The 17143-nt window shown below is 62.9% G+C and carries 15 protein-coding genes; all 15 read left to right on the forward strand.

Annotated features, from left to right (window positions below; translation table 11 throughout):
* Positions 1–144 precede the first annotated feature (144 nt).
* Entirely contained in the window at positions 145–528 is a 384-nt protein-coding gene (gene rplL / locus WDA27_13885; protein ID MFA5892019.1) for a 50S ribosomal protein L7/L12, read from the forward strand.
* Between the two features lie 241 nt (positions 529–769).
* Entirely contained in the window at positions 770–4234 is a 3465-nt protein-coding gene (gene rpoB / locus WDA27_13890) for a DNA-directed RNA polymerase subunit beta (GenBank protein ID MFA5892020.1), read from the forward strand.
* Between the two features lie 3 nt (positions 4235–4237).
* Entirely contained in the window at positions 4238–8197 is a 3960-nt protein-coding gene (locus WDA27_13895; protein ID MFA5892021.1) for a DNA-directed RNA polymerase subunit beta', read from the forward strand.
* 344 nt (positions 8198–8541) lie between these two features.
* Positions 8542–8913 carry a 30S ribosomal protein S12 gene (gene rpsL / locus WDA27_13900; protein ID MFA5892022.1) on the forward strand — a complete coding sequence of 124 codons (372 nt, stop codon included), beginning with the start codon at positions 8542–8544 and terminating at the stop codon, positions 8911–8913.
* A gap of 65 nt (positions 8914–8978) precedes the next feature.
* Positions 8979–9449, forward strand: coding sequence for a 30S ribosomal protein S7 (gene rpsG, locus WDA27_13905; protein MFA5892023.1), 471 nt, complete (start codon positions 8979–8981; stop codon positions 9447–9449).
* Positions 9450–9560: 111 nt separating this feature from the next.
* Positions 9561–11597 (forward strand): elongation factor G, encoded by a 2037-nt coding sequence (fusA, locus tag WDA27_13910; protein MFA5892024.1) that lies wholly within the window; start codon positions 9561–9563, stop codon positions 11595–11597.
* A 50-nt stretch (positions 11598–11647) separates the two neighbouring features.
* Positions 11648–12835 carry an elongation factor Tu gene (gene tuf, locus WDA27_13915; GenBank protein MFA5892025.1) on the forward strand — a complete coding sequence of 396 codons (1188 nt, stop codon included), beginning with the start codon at positions 11648–11650 and terminating at the stop codon, positions 12833–12835.
* Positions 12836–12849: 14 nt separating this feature from the next.
* The gene (rpsJ, locus tag WDA27_13920; GenBank protein MFA5892026.1) at positions 12850–13158 is read left to right on the forward strand and encodes a 30S ribosomal protein S10; all 309 of its coding nucleotides are present in this window, start codon (positions 12850–12852) and stop codon (positions 13156–13158) included.
* 9 nt (positions 13159–13167) lie between these two features.
* Entirely contained in the window at positions 13168–13818 is a 651-nt protein-coding gene (gene rplC, locus WDA27_13925; GenBank protein ID MFA5892027.1) for a 50S ribosomal protein L3, read from the forward strand.
* Positions 13815–14474, forward strand: coding sequence for a 50S ribosomal protein L4 (gene rplD / locus WDA27_13930; protein ID MFA5892028.1), 660 nt, complete (start codon positions 13815–13817; stop codon positions 14472–14474). The genes rplC and rplD overlap by 4 nt, the downstream gene beginning before the upstream one ends.
* Positions 14474–14761: a 50S ribosomal protein L23 gene (gene rplW, locus WDA27_13935; protein MFA5892029.1), complete on the forward strand. Its 288-nt coding sequence runs from the start codon at positions 14474–14476 to the stop codon at positions 14759–14761. Before rplD ends, rplW begins: the two co-directional genes overlap by 1 nt.
* Positions 14762–14767: 6 nt before the next feature.
* Positions 14768–15598 carry a 50S ribosomal protein L2 gene (rplB, locus tag WDA27_13940; GenBank protein MFA5892030.1) on the forward strand — a complete coding sequence of 277 codons (831 nt, stop codon included), beginning with the start codon at positions 14768–14770 and terminating at the stop codon, positions 15596–15598.
* Positions 15599–15601: 3 nt separating this feature from the next.
* Positions 15602–15889, forward strand: a complete 288-nt coding sequence (gene rpsS, locus WDA27_13945; protein MFA5892031.1) for a 30S ribosomal protein S19 — start codon at positions 15602–15604, stop codon at positions 15887–15889.
* 2 nt (positions 15890–15891) lie between these two features.
* Complete coding sequence (gene rplV, locus WDA27_13950; protein MFA5892032.1) at positions 15892–16248, forward strand: 50S ribosomal protein L22; 357 nt, start codon at positions 15892–15894, stop codon at positions 16246–16248.
* 2 nt (positions 16249–16250) lie between these two features.
* Positions 16251–17143, forward strand: an 893-nt coding sequence (gene rpsC / locus WDA27_13955) for a 30S ribosomal protein S3 (protein MFA5892033.1), incomplete at its 3' end; no start/stop codon positions are given.

Below are 17143 nucleotides of genomic sequence, written 5' to 3' on the forward strand. Positions count from 1 at the left end.
AGGCCGAGGCTGAGCCCGAAGCGCCCCAGGCCGAGGCTGAGCCCGAAGCGCCCCAGGCCGAGGCTGAGCCCGAAGCGCCCCAGGCCGAGGCTGAGGGCGACACCAGTTTGAACGAGACGACCGAAAGCTAGGGAGGAAACGGATATGGCGAAGCTTTCTGCCGACGAGGTCCTTGAGGCCGTCGCGGAGTGGAACCTGCTTGAACTCAGCGACTTCATCAAGAAGTTTGAGGAGAAGTTCGGAGTAACGGCAGCAGCACCGGTCGCGGTTGCCGCCGCAGTAGGCGCCGCCCCTGCGGCGGCCGAGGAAGAGGAGCAGTCGGAGTTCGACGTCATCCTCGTTGCTGCCGGCGACAAGAAGATCAATGTCATCAAGGAAGTGCGCGCCATCACCAGTCTTGGTCTGAAAGAGGCGAAGGATTTGGTCGAGGCCGCTCCTCAGGCGGTGCGCGAGAAGATCTCCAAGGAGGACGCGCAGAAGGTCAAGGAGCAGCTCGAGGCCGCCGGCGCCACGGTCGAGATCAAGTAGGCGCGGGTTCGCTGGCCCCGGGCCGGTTCCTCGAAGCGAGCCACGATGGTCGCGTCGGGGGAGCCCTCGGGGCCACCGCTTGCCCGTTCGCAGACGGTCGGATCCTTGACCGCATGGGTGTTGCGGGGCTATTCTAACCTCGCTTGACCCATAAATCCGACCGCTTCTTGACGGCAGGCTAGCGGATTGTTAGCCTGTCCTTTCGCATTCCACTTCCCGGGCATGTGTTTTTGCGTGCCTTGTGGTTGGGTCATTGGTCACTCTAAGGGAGGAGACCTCGTTGGCTGCGCCCGTCCGTGAGCGCCTTTCGTTCGGCAAGATCGCTGAAGTTCTACCGCTTCCAGACCTCATCTCCATACAGACCGACTCTTTCGACTGGCTGCTCAAGGAAGGGCTCCGCGAGACCTTCGACGAGATCTCCCCGATTGAGGATTACCAGGGGGTAATGAAGCTTTACCTCCGAGAACACTGGTTCGAAGCCCCAAAGCAGTCGGTCGACGAGTGTCGCGACAAGGATTCCACCTACTCGGCGCCACTGTTCGTCAACGCTGAGTTCGTCAACACGTCGACGGGCGAGATCAAGGCTCAGACCGTCTTCATGGGCGACTTCCCGCTCATGACGGACAAGGGCACGTTCATCATCAACGGCACTGAGCGGGTCGTAGTGTCTCAGTTGGTCCGGTCGCCCGGTGTCTATTTCTCGCGCGCCCTCGACAAGACTTCGGACAAAGAGTTGTTCACCTGCAAGGTGATTCCCGGCCGTGGTGCGTGGTTGGAGTTCGAGGTAGACAAGCGGGACCTCGTGGGCGTCCGTATCGACCGGAAGCGTCGGCAGAACGCCACCGTGCTGCTCCGGGCGATCGGCTACACGACCGAGGAAATCGTCGACCTTTTCGGCGGCGCCGAGTCGATCCGTCTGACCTTGGAGAAGGACCACATCCAAACCCAGGAAGACGCGCTCCTGGACATCTACCGGAAGCTTCGTCCCGGTGAGCCCCCGACGGTGGATTCAGCTCGAAACCTGTTGGAGGGGCTTTTCTTCAACCCCAAGCGCTATGACCTCGCCAAGGTCGGCCGGTACAAGGTTGACAAAAAGTTGGGCGAATTGTCGGCGCCGGGGCGCGCTCACCTTGAGCGACTCGAGACTGTGTTGCCGGAGGAGAAGCGCAGGTTTGCCTTCGCCGAGCCGAGCAAGACGGTGCTGACATACGAGGACATCGTCAAGACCGTCCAGTACCTTGTGCGCCTCCACGCGGGCGAGGCCGACCACGCCGAGGACGACATTGACCACTTCGGCAACCGTCGTCTGCGCTCGGTGGGTGAGTTGATCCAGAATCAGGTCCGCATCGGCCTGTCTCGGATGGAGCGAGTAGTTCGCGAGCGGATGACTACGCAGGACGTCGAGGCGATCACTCCGCAGACGCTGATAAACATTCGTCCGGTGACCGCGGCTATCAAGGAGTTCTTCGGAACATCCCAGTTGTCGCAGTTCATGGACCAGACCAACTCCTTGTCGGTTTTGACGCACAAGCGTCGACTCTCAGCGCTGGGCCCCGGGGGCTTGTCTCGCGAACGTGCGGGATTTGAGGTCCGAGACGTGCACCCGTCGCACTACGGTCGGATGTGTCCCATTGAAACCCCGGAAGGCCCGAACATCGGACTCATCGGCAACTTGGCTACGTTCGCCAAGATCAACAAGTTCGGTTTCGTCGAGACCCCGTACCGCAAGGTCGAAAAGGGCGTTGTTTCGTCTCGGATCGACTACCTGACGGCCGACGAGGAAGACAAGTGCGTCATCGCTCAGGCGAATGCGCCGATCGATGCCAAGGGTCGCCTTTTGGAGGAGAAAGTGCTGTGCCGGCGGGCGGGGGGCGAGCTGATCACGGTCCCTGCCGCGGGAGTGGACTACATGGACGTGGCGCCGCACCAGATTGTTTCGGTGGCGACGGCGCTGATTCCGTTCCTGGAGCACGACGATGCGAACCGTGCGCTCATGGGCGCGAACATGCAGCGCCAGGCTGTTCCTCTGATTCATGCCGAGGCGCCGTTTGTCGGAACCGGCATCGAGTTTCGGGCGGCGGTAGATGCCGGTGACGTCATGATCAGCAGCGGTGCCGGCGTCGTTGACGAAGTGGATGCCACGCAGATCGTCGTCCGCGAGGATGACGGAACCAAGCGGACATACAAGCTCTACAAGTTCCGGCGCTCGAACCAAGACACGTGCATGAATCAGCAGCCGGTGGTCTCCGAGGGGGACAAGATCGTCGAGGGCCAGGTCTTGGCGGATGGGCCTTCGACGCAGTTCGGTGAGCTGGCCTTGGGTCGAAACCTGTTGGTCGCGTTCATGCCCTGGGAGGGGCATAACTATGAGGACGCGATCATCCTGTCGCAACGCATTGTCAAGGACGACGTGCTGACTTCGATTCATATCGAGGAGTACGAGGTCGACGCGCGCGACACGAAGCTCGGGCCCGAAGAGATCACTCGCGACATCCCGAATGTCGCAGACGAGGTGCTAAAGGACCTCGACGAAGAAGGGATCATTCGGGTCGGTGCGGAGGTTATGCCCGGCGACGTGCTTGTGGGCAAGGTGACTCCGAAGGGCGAGACGGAACTGACGCCCGAGGAGCGACTGCTCCGGGCGATCTTTGGCGAGAAGGCTCGCGAGGTGCGCGACACCTCGCTGAAGGTCCCCCACGGCGAGACCGGCATTGTGATCGGTGTCCGGAAGTTCTCGCGCGAAATGGGTGACGAGTTGATGCCGGGGGTCAATGAACTCGTGCGTGTCCACGTCGCTCAGAAGCGGAAGATCTCCGAGGGAGACAAGCTGGCGGGACGCCACGGCAACAAGGGCGTCATTGCAAAGATCCTGCCCGAAGAGGACATGCCGTTCCTCGAGGACGGGACACCGGTGGACATCATCTTGAATCCTCTGGGCGTACCGAGCCGCATGAACCTCGGACAGGTTCTCGAAACCCACCTAGGCTGGGCCGCCTCGCGCGGTTGGGCTTTCCCGGAGCAGCCTGCGTGGATGAAGGATGCATCCTGGGGCGAGACCGAGCGCGAGCGCGTTGGTCCGATCAACTTCGCGACACCTGTGTTCGACGGTGCTCGTGACTACGAGATCGAGGACCTGCTCGAGCACTCCCGTCCGAATCGGGACGGAGTCCGTCTGGTCGGCCGGGACGGCAAGGCCCGTTTGTTTGACGGTCGTGGTGGTGAGCCGTTCGAGAAACCCGTGACAGTCGGATACGTCTACATCTTGAAGTTGGCGCACTTGGTGGACGACAAGATCCACGCTCGTTCGACCGGCCCGTACTCGATGATCACGCAGCAGCCTCTGGGCGGGAAGGCGCAGTTCGGTGGCCAGCGGTTCGGAGAGATGGAGGTCTGGGCGCTGGAAGCGTACGGCGCGGCCTACGCCTTGCAGGAATTGCTCACGATCAAGTCCGACGATGTCATGGGGCGCGTCAAGGTTTACGAAGCAATCGTCAAGGGCGAGAACATCCCCGAGCCGGGTATTCCGGAGTCGTTCAAGGTGCTCATCAAGGAGATGCAGTCGCTGTGCCTGAACGTCGACGTGTTGTCGGCCGAGGGCAAAGAGATCGAGATGCGCGACTCCGACGACGACGTGTTCCGCGCGGCGGAAGAACTGGGCATTGACCTGTCGCGGCGCGAGCCGTCCAGCGTGGACGTGGAGGGATAACGAGTGCTCGACGTCACTTTTTTCGACGAGTTGCGGATCGGCCTGGCAACCGCGGATCAGATCCGCATGTGGTCCAACGGCGAAGTAAAGAAACCGGAGACCATCAACTACCGCACGCTGAAGCCTGAGAAGGACGGTCTTTTCTGCGAGCGCATCTTCGGTCCCGCGCGGGACTGGGAGTGCTACTGCGGCAAGTACAAGCGAGTTCGGTTCAAGGGCATCATCTGCGAGCGCTGCGGTGTCGAGGTGACGCGCTCGAAGGTTCGGCGTGAGCGCATGGGGCACATTGAACTCGCTGCCCCGGTGACTCACATCTGGTACTTCAAGGGCGTGCCTTCCCGCCTCGGGTATTTGCTGGATCTGGCCCCGAAGGACCTTGAGAAGGTCATTTACTTCGCTTCTTACATGATCACGCGTGTCGACGACGAACGCCGCCACAAAGATCTCCCGAAGTGGGAGAAGGAGATGGTGGAGGAAAAGAACGAGCTGATACTCGCGCGTGACCGTCGAGTGGAGGCCAAGCAGAAGGAACTCGAGAAGAAGCTTCGCGAACTCGAGAAGGAGGGTGCCAAGGCATCCGCGCTGAACTCGGAGCGCAACCGCTCTGAGCGCGAGATCAAGGAGCTTCACTCCCAGGCCGACCGACGCATTGCCCAGGTGGACGAGGTCTTCGACCTCTTCAAGGGACTGGTTGTCAAGCAACTCGTCCACGACGAGATGCTCTACCGCGACCTCAAGGACCGTTTCGGTGACTATTTCGCGGGAGCGATGGGTGCCGAGGCGATCAAGGACCTGCTGACTCAGATCGACGTCAAGGCCGAAGCCGAGGTCCTGCGCACCCAGATTCGTGATGGGAAGGGTCAGAAGAAGGCGCGCGCGATCAAGCGACTGAAGGTCGTGAACGCTTTTGTCACGTCGAAGAACTCCCCGAGCGGGATGGTGCTCGACGCGGTGCCGGTCATTCCGCCGGACCTCCGTCCGATGGTCCAGCTCGATGGCGGCCGGTTCGCCACGAGCGACCTGAACGATCTCTATCGTCGCGTCATCAACCGGAACAACCGGCTTAAGCGCCTGTTGGATCTGGGCGCGCCCGAGATCATCGTCAACAACGAGAAGCGGATGCTGCAGGAAGCGGTCGACGCGTTGTTCGACAACGGCCGCAGGGGGCGCCCGGTCACCGGTCCCGGCAACCGACCGCTGAAGTCGTTGAGCGACATGCTCAAGGGGAAGCAGGGCCGGTTCCGCCAGAACTTGCTTGGAAAGCGTGTTGACTATTCTGGCCGCTCGGTGATCGTGGTCGGCCCTGAGCTGAAACTTCACCAGTGCGGTCTGCCGAAGCAGATGGCCCTCGAGTTGTTCAAGCCGTTCGTCATGAAGCGTCTGGTGGATCTCGGGCATGCGCAGAACATCAAGAGCGCCAAGCGGATGGTGGAGCGCGCGCGGCCTGTCGTGTGGGATGTGCTCGAGGAGGCCATCCGAGAGCATCCGGTCATGCTGAACCGCGCGCCGACGCTGCACAGGCTGGGCATTCAGGCTTTCGAGCCGATTCTGGTCGAGGGCAAGGCCATTCAGATCCACCCCTTGGTGTGTACGGCATTCAACGCCGACTTCGACGGAGACCAGATGGCGGTCCATCTCCCGTTGTCGACGGAGGCTCAGGCCGAGGCGCGCGTGTTGATGCTGTCGTCGAACAACATCTTGTCCCCGGCGCACGGACGCCCGATCGCCGTCCCGACCCAGGACATGGTCTTGGGGATCTACTACCTGACCTACGAACAGGAAGGTCTGGTGGGGGAGGGCAAGATCTTCGGATCCGCCGCCGAGGCGGTAATGGCGATGGAGTTCAAGGAGATCCATCTCCAGTCGAAGATCAAGGTTCGCTTGGAGGGCAAGAACGTTCCGTGGGCAACTGAGATCGACGAAGACGGGGTAGAGGTTCGTCGTCCGTTCGAGACGACGGTTGGACGGGTCATCTTCAACGAGGCATTGCCCGCCGGTTACCCCTTCGTCAACCAAGTCGTGCACAAGCGTGAGATCGTTGAGATCGTCAACGACTGCGTGGAGGAGTACGACAAGGTCACCGTGGGTCAGATCCTTGACCGGTTCAAGGAGCTTGGCTTCCACTACGCGACGCGCGCGGGCGTCACGATCGCGGTGTGCGACGTCATGACCCCACCGGACAAGACCGAGATTCTCTCGACCTACGAGAAGCAAGCCGACCGCATCGAGGACTTGCACCGCAAGGGTGTCATCACCGAGGACGAGCGTCGGCAGGAACTCGTTGAGATCTGGACGAAGGCGACCGCCGCGGTAACCGAGGCGATGGAGCGGACGTTTACGCCGCTCAACCCGATCAGCATGATGGCCACCTCGGGTGCCCGAGGGAACTTGATGCAGATCAAGCAGATCGCTGCCATGCGTGGTCTGGTTGCGAACCCAAAGGGAGACATCATCCCTCGACCGATTCGCTCGAACTTCCGCGAGGGGTTGTCGGTTCTCGAGTACTTCATCTCGACGCACGGTGCCCGAAAGGGTTTGGCCGACACGGCGCTCCGCACGGCGGACTCCGGTTACCTCACGCGCCGTCTGGTGGACGTTGCTCAGGATGTCATCGTTCGCGAACAGGACTGCGGAACCGAGCGCGGGCGACCGATTGTCGTGACAGTCACCGACGCCAGGTCCGGCGAGAAGGTTCCGGCTCAGCACCTCGACAGCAAACTGTTCGGGCGGGTGCTCGCGGAAGATGTGTGGGCAAAGGACCCTCGACGCAAGGTCTTGTCGGCCGGGACCGAGGTCGGAGACCAGGAGAAGGGCGATCTCCTCGACGCCGGAATCGAGAAGGTGCTGGCTCGTTCCGTGCTCACCTGTGACTCGCGCGTCGGCGTCTGCGCCGCGTGCTATGGACGGAACCTGGCGACAGGGCGACAGGTTGAAATCGGGGAGGCGGTCGGCATTATCGCCGCGCAGTCGATCGGCGAGCCGGGAACGCAGCTCACGATGCGTACTTTCCACACCGGCGGTGTGGCGGGTGAAGACATCACGAACGGTTTGCCCCGAGTCGTCGAGTTGTTCGAGGCCCGGAAGCCGAAGGGAATGGCGCAGATCTCCGAGTTGACCGGTACGGTCGAGATCATCGAGGGAGATAAGTCCCGCGAGATCAAGGTCACGTCCGACGACGGCAAGGACGAAGTTGTTTACAAGGTTGCCCGCCGCGCGCGCCTTCGGATCGAGAACGGCGGCAATGTCAAGGTCGGCGACCAGTTGACGGAAGGTTCGGTGGATCCGCATGAGATCCTGCGAATCCTCGGCCCGCAGGCGGTTCAGTCCCACTTGGTGGGAGAGATCCAGCAGGTCTATCAGTCTCAGGGCGTGCCGATCCATGACAAGCACGTCGAGTTGATCGTCCGTCAGATGCTGCGCCGGGTGAACGTGGTTGAACCTGGAGACGCGGAATTGCTCCCCGGCCAGTTCGTCGAGCGCAGGAGCTTCGAGGATGTCAACCGGAAGGTCGTCGAAGAAGGCGGGGATCCCGCGAGCGCGCGGCCCGTACTGATGGGAATCACGAAGGCGTCGCTGGCGACCGATTCATGGCTCTCGGCGGCGTCCTTCCAGGAGACGACGCGCGTCTTGACCGACGCGGCCATTTCGGGACGCAGTGATTCCTTGCTCGGCCTGAAGGAGAACGTGATCATCGGCAAGCTGATTCCGGCAGGGACGGGCATGAGCAGGTACCGCACGATCCGCGTCTTCCCGACGGAGATGCCCGAGCGGCTCTACGCGGTAGTGGACGATGAGAGCCCGCTGCTGGACGCTCCAATGCGTCCGGTCGACATCCCGTTGCCTCCGCAGTTCGCAGATGCTCTCGAGATCGTTGAGGCGGAGACCCCTGTTATCGCAGACGAGGCGCCGGAACCGACCGTCGAGGAGCCGATGGCTCCGGGAACCGGCACTGAGGGCGAGTAGGACTATTGCGTTGTCAAAGGCGATCGGGCGCCTCCCGGTCGCCTTTGACCCGTCTTTGGACTATCCGACTTGTCTCGCTGTTCCCATGGCAGTGAGTGCCAGGTATTCACGTGCCGGGTTGAGTCCTCGACTCCGGGGTTTCGTTGAGGGAGGCGAGGCGGTCGTCTCGCTCGCAGAGAGGCCTCGTACCTGCGCGTTGACACGCTTGGAGGGGACTAGTAGCCTTGCTCCTCGCGCGTCGATCCGGGCGAGTGCTCGTGCTCGCGGACGAAATACCTTGAATCCGCTCCCGACTCACCGCGCCTGAGACGGCCCGAATCTGGGCTCTGAGAGGAACCAACCGAATGCCGACGATTCAACAACTGGTGCGTCATGGCCGCAAGACAAAGCGGACCAAGACGAAGACGCCCGCGCTCAAGGGTTCTCCCCAGCGCCGCGGCGTCTGCACCCGCGTCTTCACGATGACCCCGAAGAAGCCCAACTCGGCGCTGCGCAAGGTTGCGCGCGTGCGCCTGACCTCCGGAGCCGAAGTGAACGCGTACATCCCCGGCGTCGGCCACAACTTGCAGGAGCACTCGATCGTCCTGGTGCGCGGAGGCCGCGTGAAGGACCTTCCGGGTGTCCGCTACAAGGTCGTTCGCGCCGCGCTGGACGCCGCAGGTGTCCGCGACCGCAAGCAGGGTCGCTCGAAGTACGGGGCAAAAAGGTCGGCCTAGGAGCATTGAGACGGCTCTGAGCGCACGCTCGGGGCCGCTTGTGCTGAGAGGGAAAAGAAGCAGGTATGTCGAGAAAGGGACCGATCCAGAAGCGGGAGGTCGTTGCCGACCCCGTGTTCGGCAGCGTGCTCGTGACTCAGCTCGTCAATAAGATCCTTGAGCGGGGCAAGCGCGGAACGGCGGAGCGCATCGTCTACGAAGCCCTGGAGCGCGTCAAAGAACGCACGGGGAACGACCAGGTTACCGGGCTGAAGAAGGCAATCGACAACATCCGGCCGCAGCTCGAGGTGCGCTCGCGGCGGGTTGGAGGGGCGACATATCAGGTCCCAGTCGAAGTGCCGAACCGGCGCGCGACAACCCTGGCTCTGCGCTGGCTGGTCCAGAACTCGCGGTCTCGCAAAGAGAAGTCGATGTCGGACCGCCTGGCAGCCGAGTTGACCGACGCGGTGAATCAGACCGGCGCTTCGGTTAAGCGGAAAGAAGACCTGCACAAGATGGCCGAGTCGAACAAGGCGTTTGCGCACTACCGTTGGTAGCTGCGGATTCTGAGGGCTTAGATGGCAGTCGAAGCGAGTAGGCAGTCGGGTAAGGAGAAGGATCTCGCGATTCGCGAGTATCCCCTTGCTCGCACGCGCAACATCGGGATCATGGCCCATATCGACGCCGGCAAGACGACGACGACCGAGCGGATCCTGTACTACACCGGCCGCACGTACAAGGTCGGCGAGGTGCATGAGGGCACTGCGGTCATGGACTGGATGGTCCAGGAGCAGGAGCGCGGGATCACCATCACGTCGGCGGCGACGACCTGCGCGTGGCGCGATCACTGGATCAACATCATCGACACGCCCGGCCACGTGGACTTTACGGTCGAGGTCGAACGGAGTCTGCGGGTCCTCGACGGCGCCGTTGCGGTCTTCGACGCAGTCGCCGGTGTGGAGCCTCAGACTGAGACCGTTTGGCGTCAGGCCGACCGGTATCAGGTGCCGCGGATCTGCTTCGTTAACAAGATGGACAGGACCGGCGCGGACTTCTTCCGGACGGTAGAGATGATCCGCGATCGCCTGGATTCCCACCCTCTCCCGATTCAGATTCCTTGGGGGAGCGAGGAGAACTTCCGAGGCGTGATCGATCTGATCACGTCGACGGCGTTGGTGTGGCTCGATGAAGGACGCGGCGAGGAGTGGGAAGAGCAGCCGATTCCCCAGGAGCTGGCCGAACAAGTCAAGCACTGGCGCCATGAGCTGTTCGAGGGTCTGGCCGACTACGACGAGCACGTCATGGAGGCCTACGTTGGCGGTGCGGAGCCGACCCCGGATCAGATCCGGTCGGCCGTGCGCGCGGCGACTTTGAGCGGGAAGGCCACTCCGGTCATTTGCGGAACGGCATTCAAGAACAAAGGTGTCCAGCCTCTGCTCGACGCGATTGTGGACTACCTACCCTCTCCGCAGGACGTGCCGGCAGTCGCGGGCACGACTCCGAAGGGTGAGGCGGATTCGCGCGACGCCGACGATTCGGCGCCGTTCGGCGCCCTGGCATTCAAGATCGCGGCGGATCCCTACGTCGGGAAGCTCACCTATTTCCGGGTTTACTCCGGGACGCTGCGGGCCGGCCAGAACGTGCTCAACGCGACGAAGGACCGCAAGGAACGCGTCGGTCGGATTCTGCAGATGCACGCGAACCACCGCGAGGACAGGGGCGCGGCGTTCACCGGAGACATCGTTGCGGCCGTAGGCCTGAAGCACACCACCACGGGCGATACGCTCTGCGATCCCGCACACCCGATTGTGCTGGAGTCGATGACGTTCCCCGCGCCGGTGATCTCTGTTGCGATCGAGCCCAAAACGAAGGCCGACCAGGAACGGTTGTCGAAGGCGCTGAGTTCGTTGGCCGAAGAGGACCCGACGTTCCAAGTCCGTTTCGAAGAAGAGACTGCGCAAACCGTGATTTGGGGCATGGGCGAGCTGCACTTGGATGTGCTGGTCGACCGCTTGCAGCGAGAGTTCAAGGTCGGCGCGAACGTGGGTAAGCCGCAGGTGGCTTACCGCGAGACGGTCAGCGTTCCGGTCGAGGGCGTCGAGATCCGATTCGTGCGCCAAACCGGTGGGCGCGGGCAATTCGCCGTGGTCGAGTTGAACGTCGAGCCGACGGGCCCCGGAGGCGGGTTCGAGTTCGTCTCCAAGCTAAAGGGCGGCGTCATTCCGCACGAGTACATCCCGGCGATCGACGAGGGCGTCCAGGAGGCCATGGAGTCCGGCGTGCTTGCCGGATACCCGATGGTAGATATTCGAGTGACGCTCGTTGACGGGCAGTATCACGACGTCGACTCCTCCGAAATGGCCTTCCGGATCGCAGGGTCGATGGCATTCAAGGAGGCCGCGCGCAAGGCGCGCCCGGTTCTCCTGGAGCCGACGATGGCGGTTGAGGTGGTCACGCCTGAGGCGTCTATGGGCGATGTGATCGGTGACCTCACAGCGCGTCGCGGGAAGATCGACCGCATGGAACCTCGCGGAACGATGCAGGTGATCAGTGCGCGGGTCCCGCTGGCGGGGATGTTTGGGTATGCGACGGATGTTCGCTCCAAGACGCAGGGGCGCGCGACGTACACGATGCAGTTCCATTCGTACGAGCAGGTGCCGGAGTCCATCGCGAAGGAAATCGTCGCGAAGGTGCGAGGCGAGTAGGGAAGTCGGGTCGGGCCCCGACGCACGGGCCCTCCAAGGGGAGGCAGGCAATGGGAAAGAAGAAGTTCGAGCGGACCAAGCCGCACGTAAACATCGGCACCGTAGGTCACATCGACCACGGCAAGACGACGCTGACCGCGGCGATCACGAAGGTATTGGCCAAGCGCGGCTACGCCGACTTCACGCCGTTCGACCAGATCGACAAGGCGCCGGAAGAGCGTGAGCGCGGGATCACGATTTCGATCGCGCACGTCGAGTACCAGACCGATTCTCGCCACTACGCGCACGTCGACTGTCCGGGCCACGCCGACTACATCAAGAACATGATCACCGGCGCCGCGCAGATGGACGGGGCGATCCTCGTTGTGTCGGCTGCCGATGGCCCGATGCCTCAGACTCACGAGCACGTGTTGCTTGCACGGCAGGTCGGTGTGCCTTACATCGTCGTCGCCATGAACAAGGTCGACATGGTGGACGACCCCGAACTGCTTGACCTCGTCGAACTTGAGGTGCGCGAACTGCTGAGCAAGTATGAGTTCCCCGGCGACGATCTCCCGGTCGTTCGCTTGTCGGCACTCAAGGCGCTTGAGGGTGACGAGGAGGCCGAGAAGGGCATCCTCGAACTGATGGATGCATGCGACAACGCCATCCCGCAGCCGGCCCGTGATGTAGACAAGCCTTTCTTGATGTCGATTGAGGATGTCTTCTCGATCACCGGCCGCGGCACTGTGGTGACCGGTCGAGTGGAGCGAGGAATCCTCAAGAAGATGGAGGAAGTCGAGATCGTCGGTCTGACGGAGAAGCCGATCAAGACGACGGCGACCGACCTCGAGATGTTCCGCAAGCTTCTCGACGAAGTTCAGGCCGGTGACAACGTGGGAGTGCTGCTGCGCGGAGTGGATAAGGAATCCGTGCAGCGCGGCCAGGTCCTCGCGAAGCCCGGATCGATTACGCCTCACACGAACTTCGAGGCGCAGGTCTACGTGCTTTCCAAGGAGGAAGGCGGGCGTCACACGCCCTTCTTCAACAACTACCGACCGCAGTTCTACTTCCGGACGACCGACGTTACGGGCGCGATCAAGATGCCCGACGGCGTCGAGATGGTCATGCCGGGAGACAACACGACGATGACGGTCGATCTCATCGCTCCGATCGCGATGGAAGAAGGCCTCCGCTTCGCGATTCGCGAGGGCGGACGTACGGTTGGTGCCGGGCGAGTCACGAAGATCCTCAAGTAGACAGGCGAGCTAAAGTGGCGCAGCAGAAGATACGGATCAGGCTCAAAGCCTACGATCACGAAATCATCGATCAGTCCGCAAAGGTCATTGTGGACCGGGCAACGCGCTCGGGTTCGAAAGTGGCCGGCCCGGTGCCCTTGCCGACCGAGCGGAGCATCTACTGCGTCATCCGCTCGCCGCACAAGGACAAGGACTCTCGAGAGCACTTCGAGATGCGCACGCACAAGCGGCTCATCGACATCCTGGATCCGACGCCCAAGACGGTAGACGAGCTGATGCGGCTCGACCTTCCGGCAGGCGTCGACATCGAGATCAAACTGTAGGGGCAGGACATGGCCAACGTGAAAGCGATCCTCGGACGGAAGCTGGGCATGACCCAGATCTTCGACGACGAGGGCCGGGCCGTCCCTGTGACGGTTGTGGAAGCGGGACCCTGCGTGGTCACGATGGTTCGTACGCCGGAGCGGGACGGCTATGCGGCCGTTCAACTCGGGTTCGGCGAGATCAAGGAATCAAAGCTTACGAAGCCGCTGAAGGGACAGTTCGCGAAGAATGGTGCGTCACCGAAGCGCCACCTCGTGGAAGTCCGCACCGACGATGCGGGGTCGTACGCCGTGGGCTCCTCGATCACGGTCGAGACATTTTCGCCCGGTGACCACATCGATGTGGTCGGCGTGTCCAAGGGCAAGGGGTTTGCCGGCGTAATGAAGCGGCATAACTTCCGTGGCAAGCCGGACTCGCACGGGACGGACCGCAAGCACCGTTCCACCGGATCGATCGGCGCCGGAACGACGCCGGGACGCGTGTTCAAGGGGATGCGCGGTCCGGGTCATATGGGCCACGAGCGGGTAACGATCATGAATCTGCGTGTTGTCGAGTCGGATTCCGAGCGGAACCTGCTTCTGGTCAAGGGCGCGATACCCGGTCCTAACGGGGGACTCGTGATGATCCGCAACGCGGTGAAGAAGGCGGAGAAGCAATGAGCAGTGTGGAGGTTCGCTCGCAGTCGGGCGATGTGGTCGGCGAGGTCACCCTGGAGCCTGCGTGGTTTGGCGCACAGGTGAACGTGCCGGTCATGCACCAGGTCGTGGTGGCGCAGATGGCCGCCCGTCGCGCGGGTACGCACGAAACTAAGACTCGCGCAGACGTATCCGGTGGAGGCAGGAAGCCCTTCCGCCAGAAGGGAACCGGGCGCGCGCGCCAGGGGTCGACGCGTGCTCCCCACTGGGTCGGCGGCGGCGTGGTGTTTGGGCCTCACACGCGGGACCACTCCGTGAAGGTTCCGCGCAAGATGCGCGCGGCTGCTCTTCGTGGGGCACTCAGTGATCGCGCATCCGAAGGTCGGGTTGCGGTGATTGATTCCTTGGCGTTCGATGTGCCCAAGACCAAGGAGGCCGCGGCCGCTCTCTCGGCGGCGGGTGCGATCTCTGGTCGAGTGTTGCTGGTACTCGCCGAGCCGGACGACGCGGTGTGGCGTTCGTTCCGCAATCTGCCGCGTGTGCATGTGATCACCGCCGACCAACTCAACACCTATGACGTTCTGGCGCGCGATTGGATCGTCTTTACGAAGGGCGCGCTCGAACTGCTCAACGCAAGAGGAACGGCGGGCGTTGTGACCGCCGAGGGTGGTGAAGCCTGATGAAGGACCCCCGAGACGTAATCCTCGCGCCGGTGGTGTCCGAGAAGAGTTACGCGTCGCTCGACCACGGCGTGTACACCTTCCTCGTGCATCCCCGGGCATCGAAGACCGAAATCAAAGACGCAGTGCAGCGCATCTTTGATGTGAGAGTCGTACGCGTGAACACGCTGTGGCGCCAAGGCAAGAAGAAGCGCACGCGCGCCACGGTGGGCACGCGTAACTCACAGAAGCGGGCCATTGTCACCCTCGCCGAGGGCGATTCGATCACAATCTTTAACCCGAAGTAGGACGACATGGGGATTAGACGCTACAAACCGACGACGCCGGGCCGTAGAGGGGCCAGCGGTTCCGACTACTCCGAGGTCACTCGGAGTACCCCCGAGAAGGGGTTGACGAAGCCGCTGAAGTCCAGCGGAGGTCGCAATGCGCACGGACGAACGACCGCGCGCTTCCGCGGTGGCGGAAACAAGCGCCGTTATCGCGTGATCGACTTCCGTCGCGAGAAGGACGGGATCCCGGCGAAGGTCTTCTCGATCGAGTACGACCCGAACCGCAACGCGCGCATTGCGCTGCTGCACTACCGGGACGGCGAGAAGCGCTACATCATCGCTCCGGACAAGCTCAAGGTCGGCGACCCCGTCGAATCCGGCGAGGGAGCCGACATCAAGGCGGGCAATGCGCTGCCGCTGCGCAATATCCCCGTCGGCACGATCGTGCACAGCGTGGAGTTGCGGCCCGGCGGCGGTGCAAAGATCGCGCGGTCGGCTGGGACAAGCGTGCAATTGCTGTCCAAGGAGGGCAAGCACGCTCACCTGCGCATGCCGTCGGGTGAGGTGCGCCTCGTCGAGTCCGCGTGTCGCGCGACCGTCGGCGTCGTCGGGAATGCAGAATGGGAACTGATCAACTGGGGCAAGGCTGGGCGCACCCGCTACAAGGGCAGGCGCCCGCACGTTCGCGGTGTCGCGATGAACCCCGTCGATCACCCGCTGGGTGGCGGCGAGGGCAAGACCTCGGGTGGACGGCATCCGGTCACTCCGTGGGGCAAGCCCGAGGGTCGCACTCGCAAGCGCAAGCCGTCGGACCGGCTGATCCAGCGGCGTCGCAAGACGAAGAAGAAGGGTTAGCAGATGGGCCGGAGTCTGAAGAAGGGACCGTTCGTCGACGACCACCTCGCGAAGAAGGTGGACGCCGCTCGGCGCAAGGGTGATCGCCGCGTGATCAAGACATGGTCGCGTCGATCCACAATCACCCCGGACATGGTAAGTCTCACGATCGCGGTACACGACGGACGCAAGCACGTCCCCGTGTTCGTCTCGGAATCCATGGTGGGCCACAAGCTGGGCGAGTTTGCCGTGACACGGACGTTCCGTGGTCACGCCGGCAGCCGCTCAGAGAAGTCGACATCGGTGAAGTAGCGATGGCCAACCGGACGAAGAAGGAAGCGCGCGCCAGCGTGAAGTACGTGCGCATCGCGCCGAACAAGGTCAGGATCGTGCTGAATCAGGTCCGAGGGTTGCCCGTCGAGCAGGCACAGCGCGTGCTCCAGTTCTCCAGGAAGTCGGCGGCGGTCGACATCCGGAAGGTGCTCGATGCCGCCGTTGCGAACGCGGAGACGGTACTCAACGCCCATCCAGAAACCCTGGTTCTGGCGCGGTGCTGGGCCGATGAAGGGCCGATGCTCAAGCGTTTCCAGCCGCGCGCGCAGGGCCGCGCCTATCGGATTCGCAAGCGGACGTCGCACATCACGCTCTGCGTTGAGTCGAGGGAGGCCTAAGCGTGGGTCAGAAGATTAATCCTTACGGGTTCCGGCTTGGTATCAACCGGAACTTCGACTGGCGTTCGCGATGGTTCGCCGACAAGATGTATCAGACTTGGCTGCAAGAGGATCTGCGCGTCCGCGCATATGTCGAGCGCACCTTGGCTCACGCGGGCATTTCTCATGTGGACATTGAGCGCAAGGGCGACCGGCTTCAGGTGGACATTTTCACCGCGCGCCCGGGCATCGTGATCGGTCGCCGCGGCGCTGAAGTGGATCGTATCCGCGACGACGTCAAGAAGATCACGTCGAAGGACAACATCCAACTCAACGTGTTCGAAGTGAAGCAGCCGGAGATCGAGGCTCCGCTGGTCGCCCAGGGCATCGCCGAGCAACTCGCCGGTCGCGTGGCGTTTCGTCGGGCAATGCGGCGTGCGGTACAGACCGCCATGCGTGCGGGGGCGAAGGGGATCCGAGTTCAGGTTTCCGGCCGTCTGGGCGGCGCGGAGATGAGCCGGACCGAGTGGTATCGCGAGGGACGAGTTCCGCTGCACACGCTGCGTGCGGACATCGATTACGGGTTCCGTGAAGCTCGTACGCAGTTCGGCCGCATCGGCGTGAAGGTGTGGATCTACCACGGCGATGTGATGCCGACGCGTGAAGAGAGTGAAGCCGAGGCGTCGAAGGCGCGAGCGCGCGCGGTCGCCGGCGGCGAGGTTCTGACGACTGCGGCACCGCCGCGTGATCGGCGTGGACCCGGCGGTCCCGGCCGAGGCGCTCCCGGTCGCGGCGGTCGTGGTGCCGGTGCAGGTCGCGGTGGTCCGGGTGCGGGTGCTCCTCGTGGTGCCGGTGCAGGTCGCGGTGGTCCGGGTGCGGGTGCTCCTCGCGGTGCCGGTGCTCCTCGTGGTGCCGG

The sequence above is a fragment of the Actinomycetota bacterium genome, from assembly GCA_041658565.1.
GTDB lineage: Bacteria > Actinomycetota > AC-67 > AC-67 > AC-67 > JBAZZY01.

What these genes read in the sequence shown, in the direction of transcription:
- rpsL (MFA5892022.1), top strand. Translation starts at nt 8,542, where the DNA reads ATGCCGACGATTCAACAACTGGTGCGTCATGGCCGCAAGACAAAGCGG.
- rplW (MFA5892029.1), top strand. Translation starts at nt 14,474, where the DNA reads ATGAAGGACCCCCGAGACGTAATCCTCGCGCCGGTGGTGTCCGAGAAG.
- rplB (MFA5892030.1), top strand. Translation starts at nt 14,768, where the DNA reads ATGGGGATTAGACGCTACAAACCGACGACGCCGGGCCGTAGAGGGGCC.
- rpsG (MFA5892023.1), top strand. Translation starts at nt 8,979, where the DNA reads ATGTCGAGAAAGGGACCGATCCAGAAGCGGGAGGTCGTTGCCGACCCC.
- rplD (MFA5892028.1), top strand. Translation starts at nt 13,815, where the DNA reads ATGAGCAGTGTGGAGGTTCGCTCGCAGTCGGGCGATGTGGTCGGCGAG.
- rplL (MFA5892019.1), top strand. Translation starts at nt 145, where the DNA reads ATGGCGAAGCTTTCTGCCGACGAGGTCCTTGAGGCCGTCGCGGAGTGG.
- tuf (MFA5892025.1), top strand. Translation starts at nt 11,648, where the DNA reads ATGGGAAAGAAGAAGTTCGAGCGGACCAAGCCGCACGTAAACATCGGC.
- rplV (MFA5892032.1), top strand. Translation starts at nt 15,892, where the DNA reads ATGGCCAACCGGACGAAGAAGGAAGCGCGCGCCAGCGTGAAGTACGTG.
- rplC (MFA5892027.1), top strand. Translation starts at nt 13,168, where the DNA reads ATGGCCAACGTGAAAGCGATCCTCGGACGGAAGCTGGGCATGACCCAG.
- rpsS (MFA5892031.1), top strand. Translation starts at nt 15,602, where the DNA reads ATGGGCCGGAGTCTGAAGAAGGGACCGTTCGTCGACGACCACCTCGCG.
- fusA (MFA5892024.1), top strand. Translation starts at nt 9,561, where the DNA reads ATGGCCCATATCGACGCCGGCAAGACGACGACGACCGAGCGGATCCTG.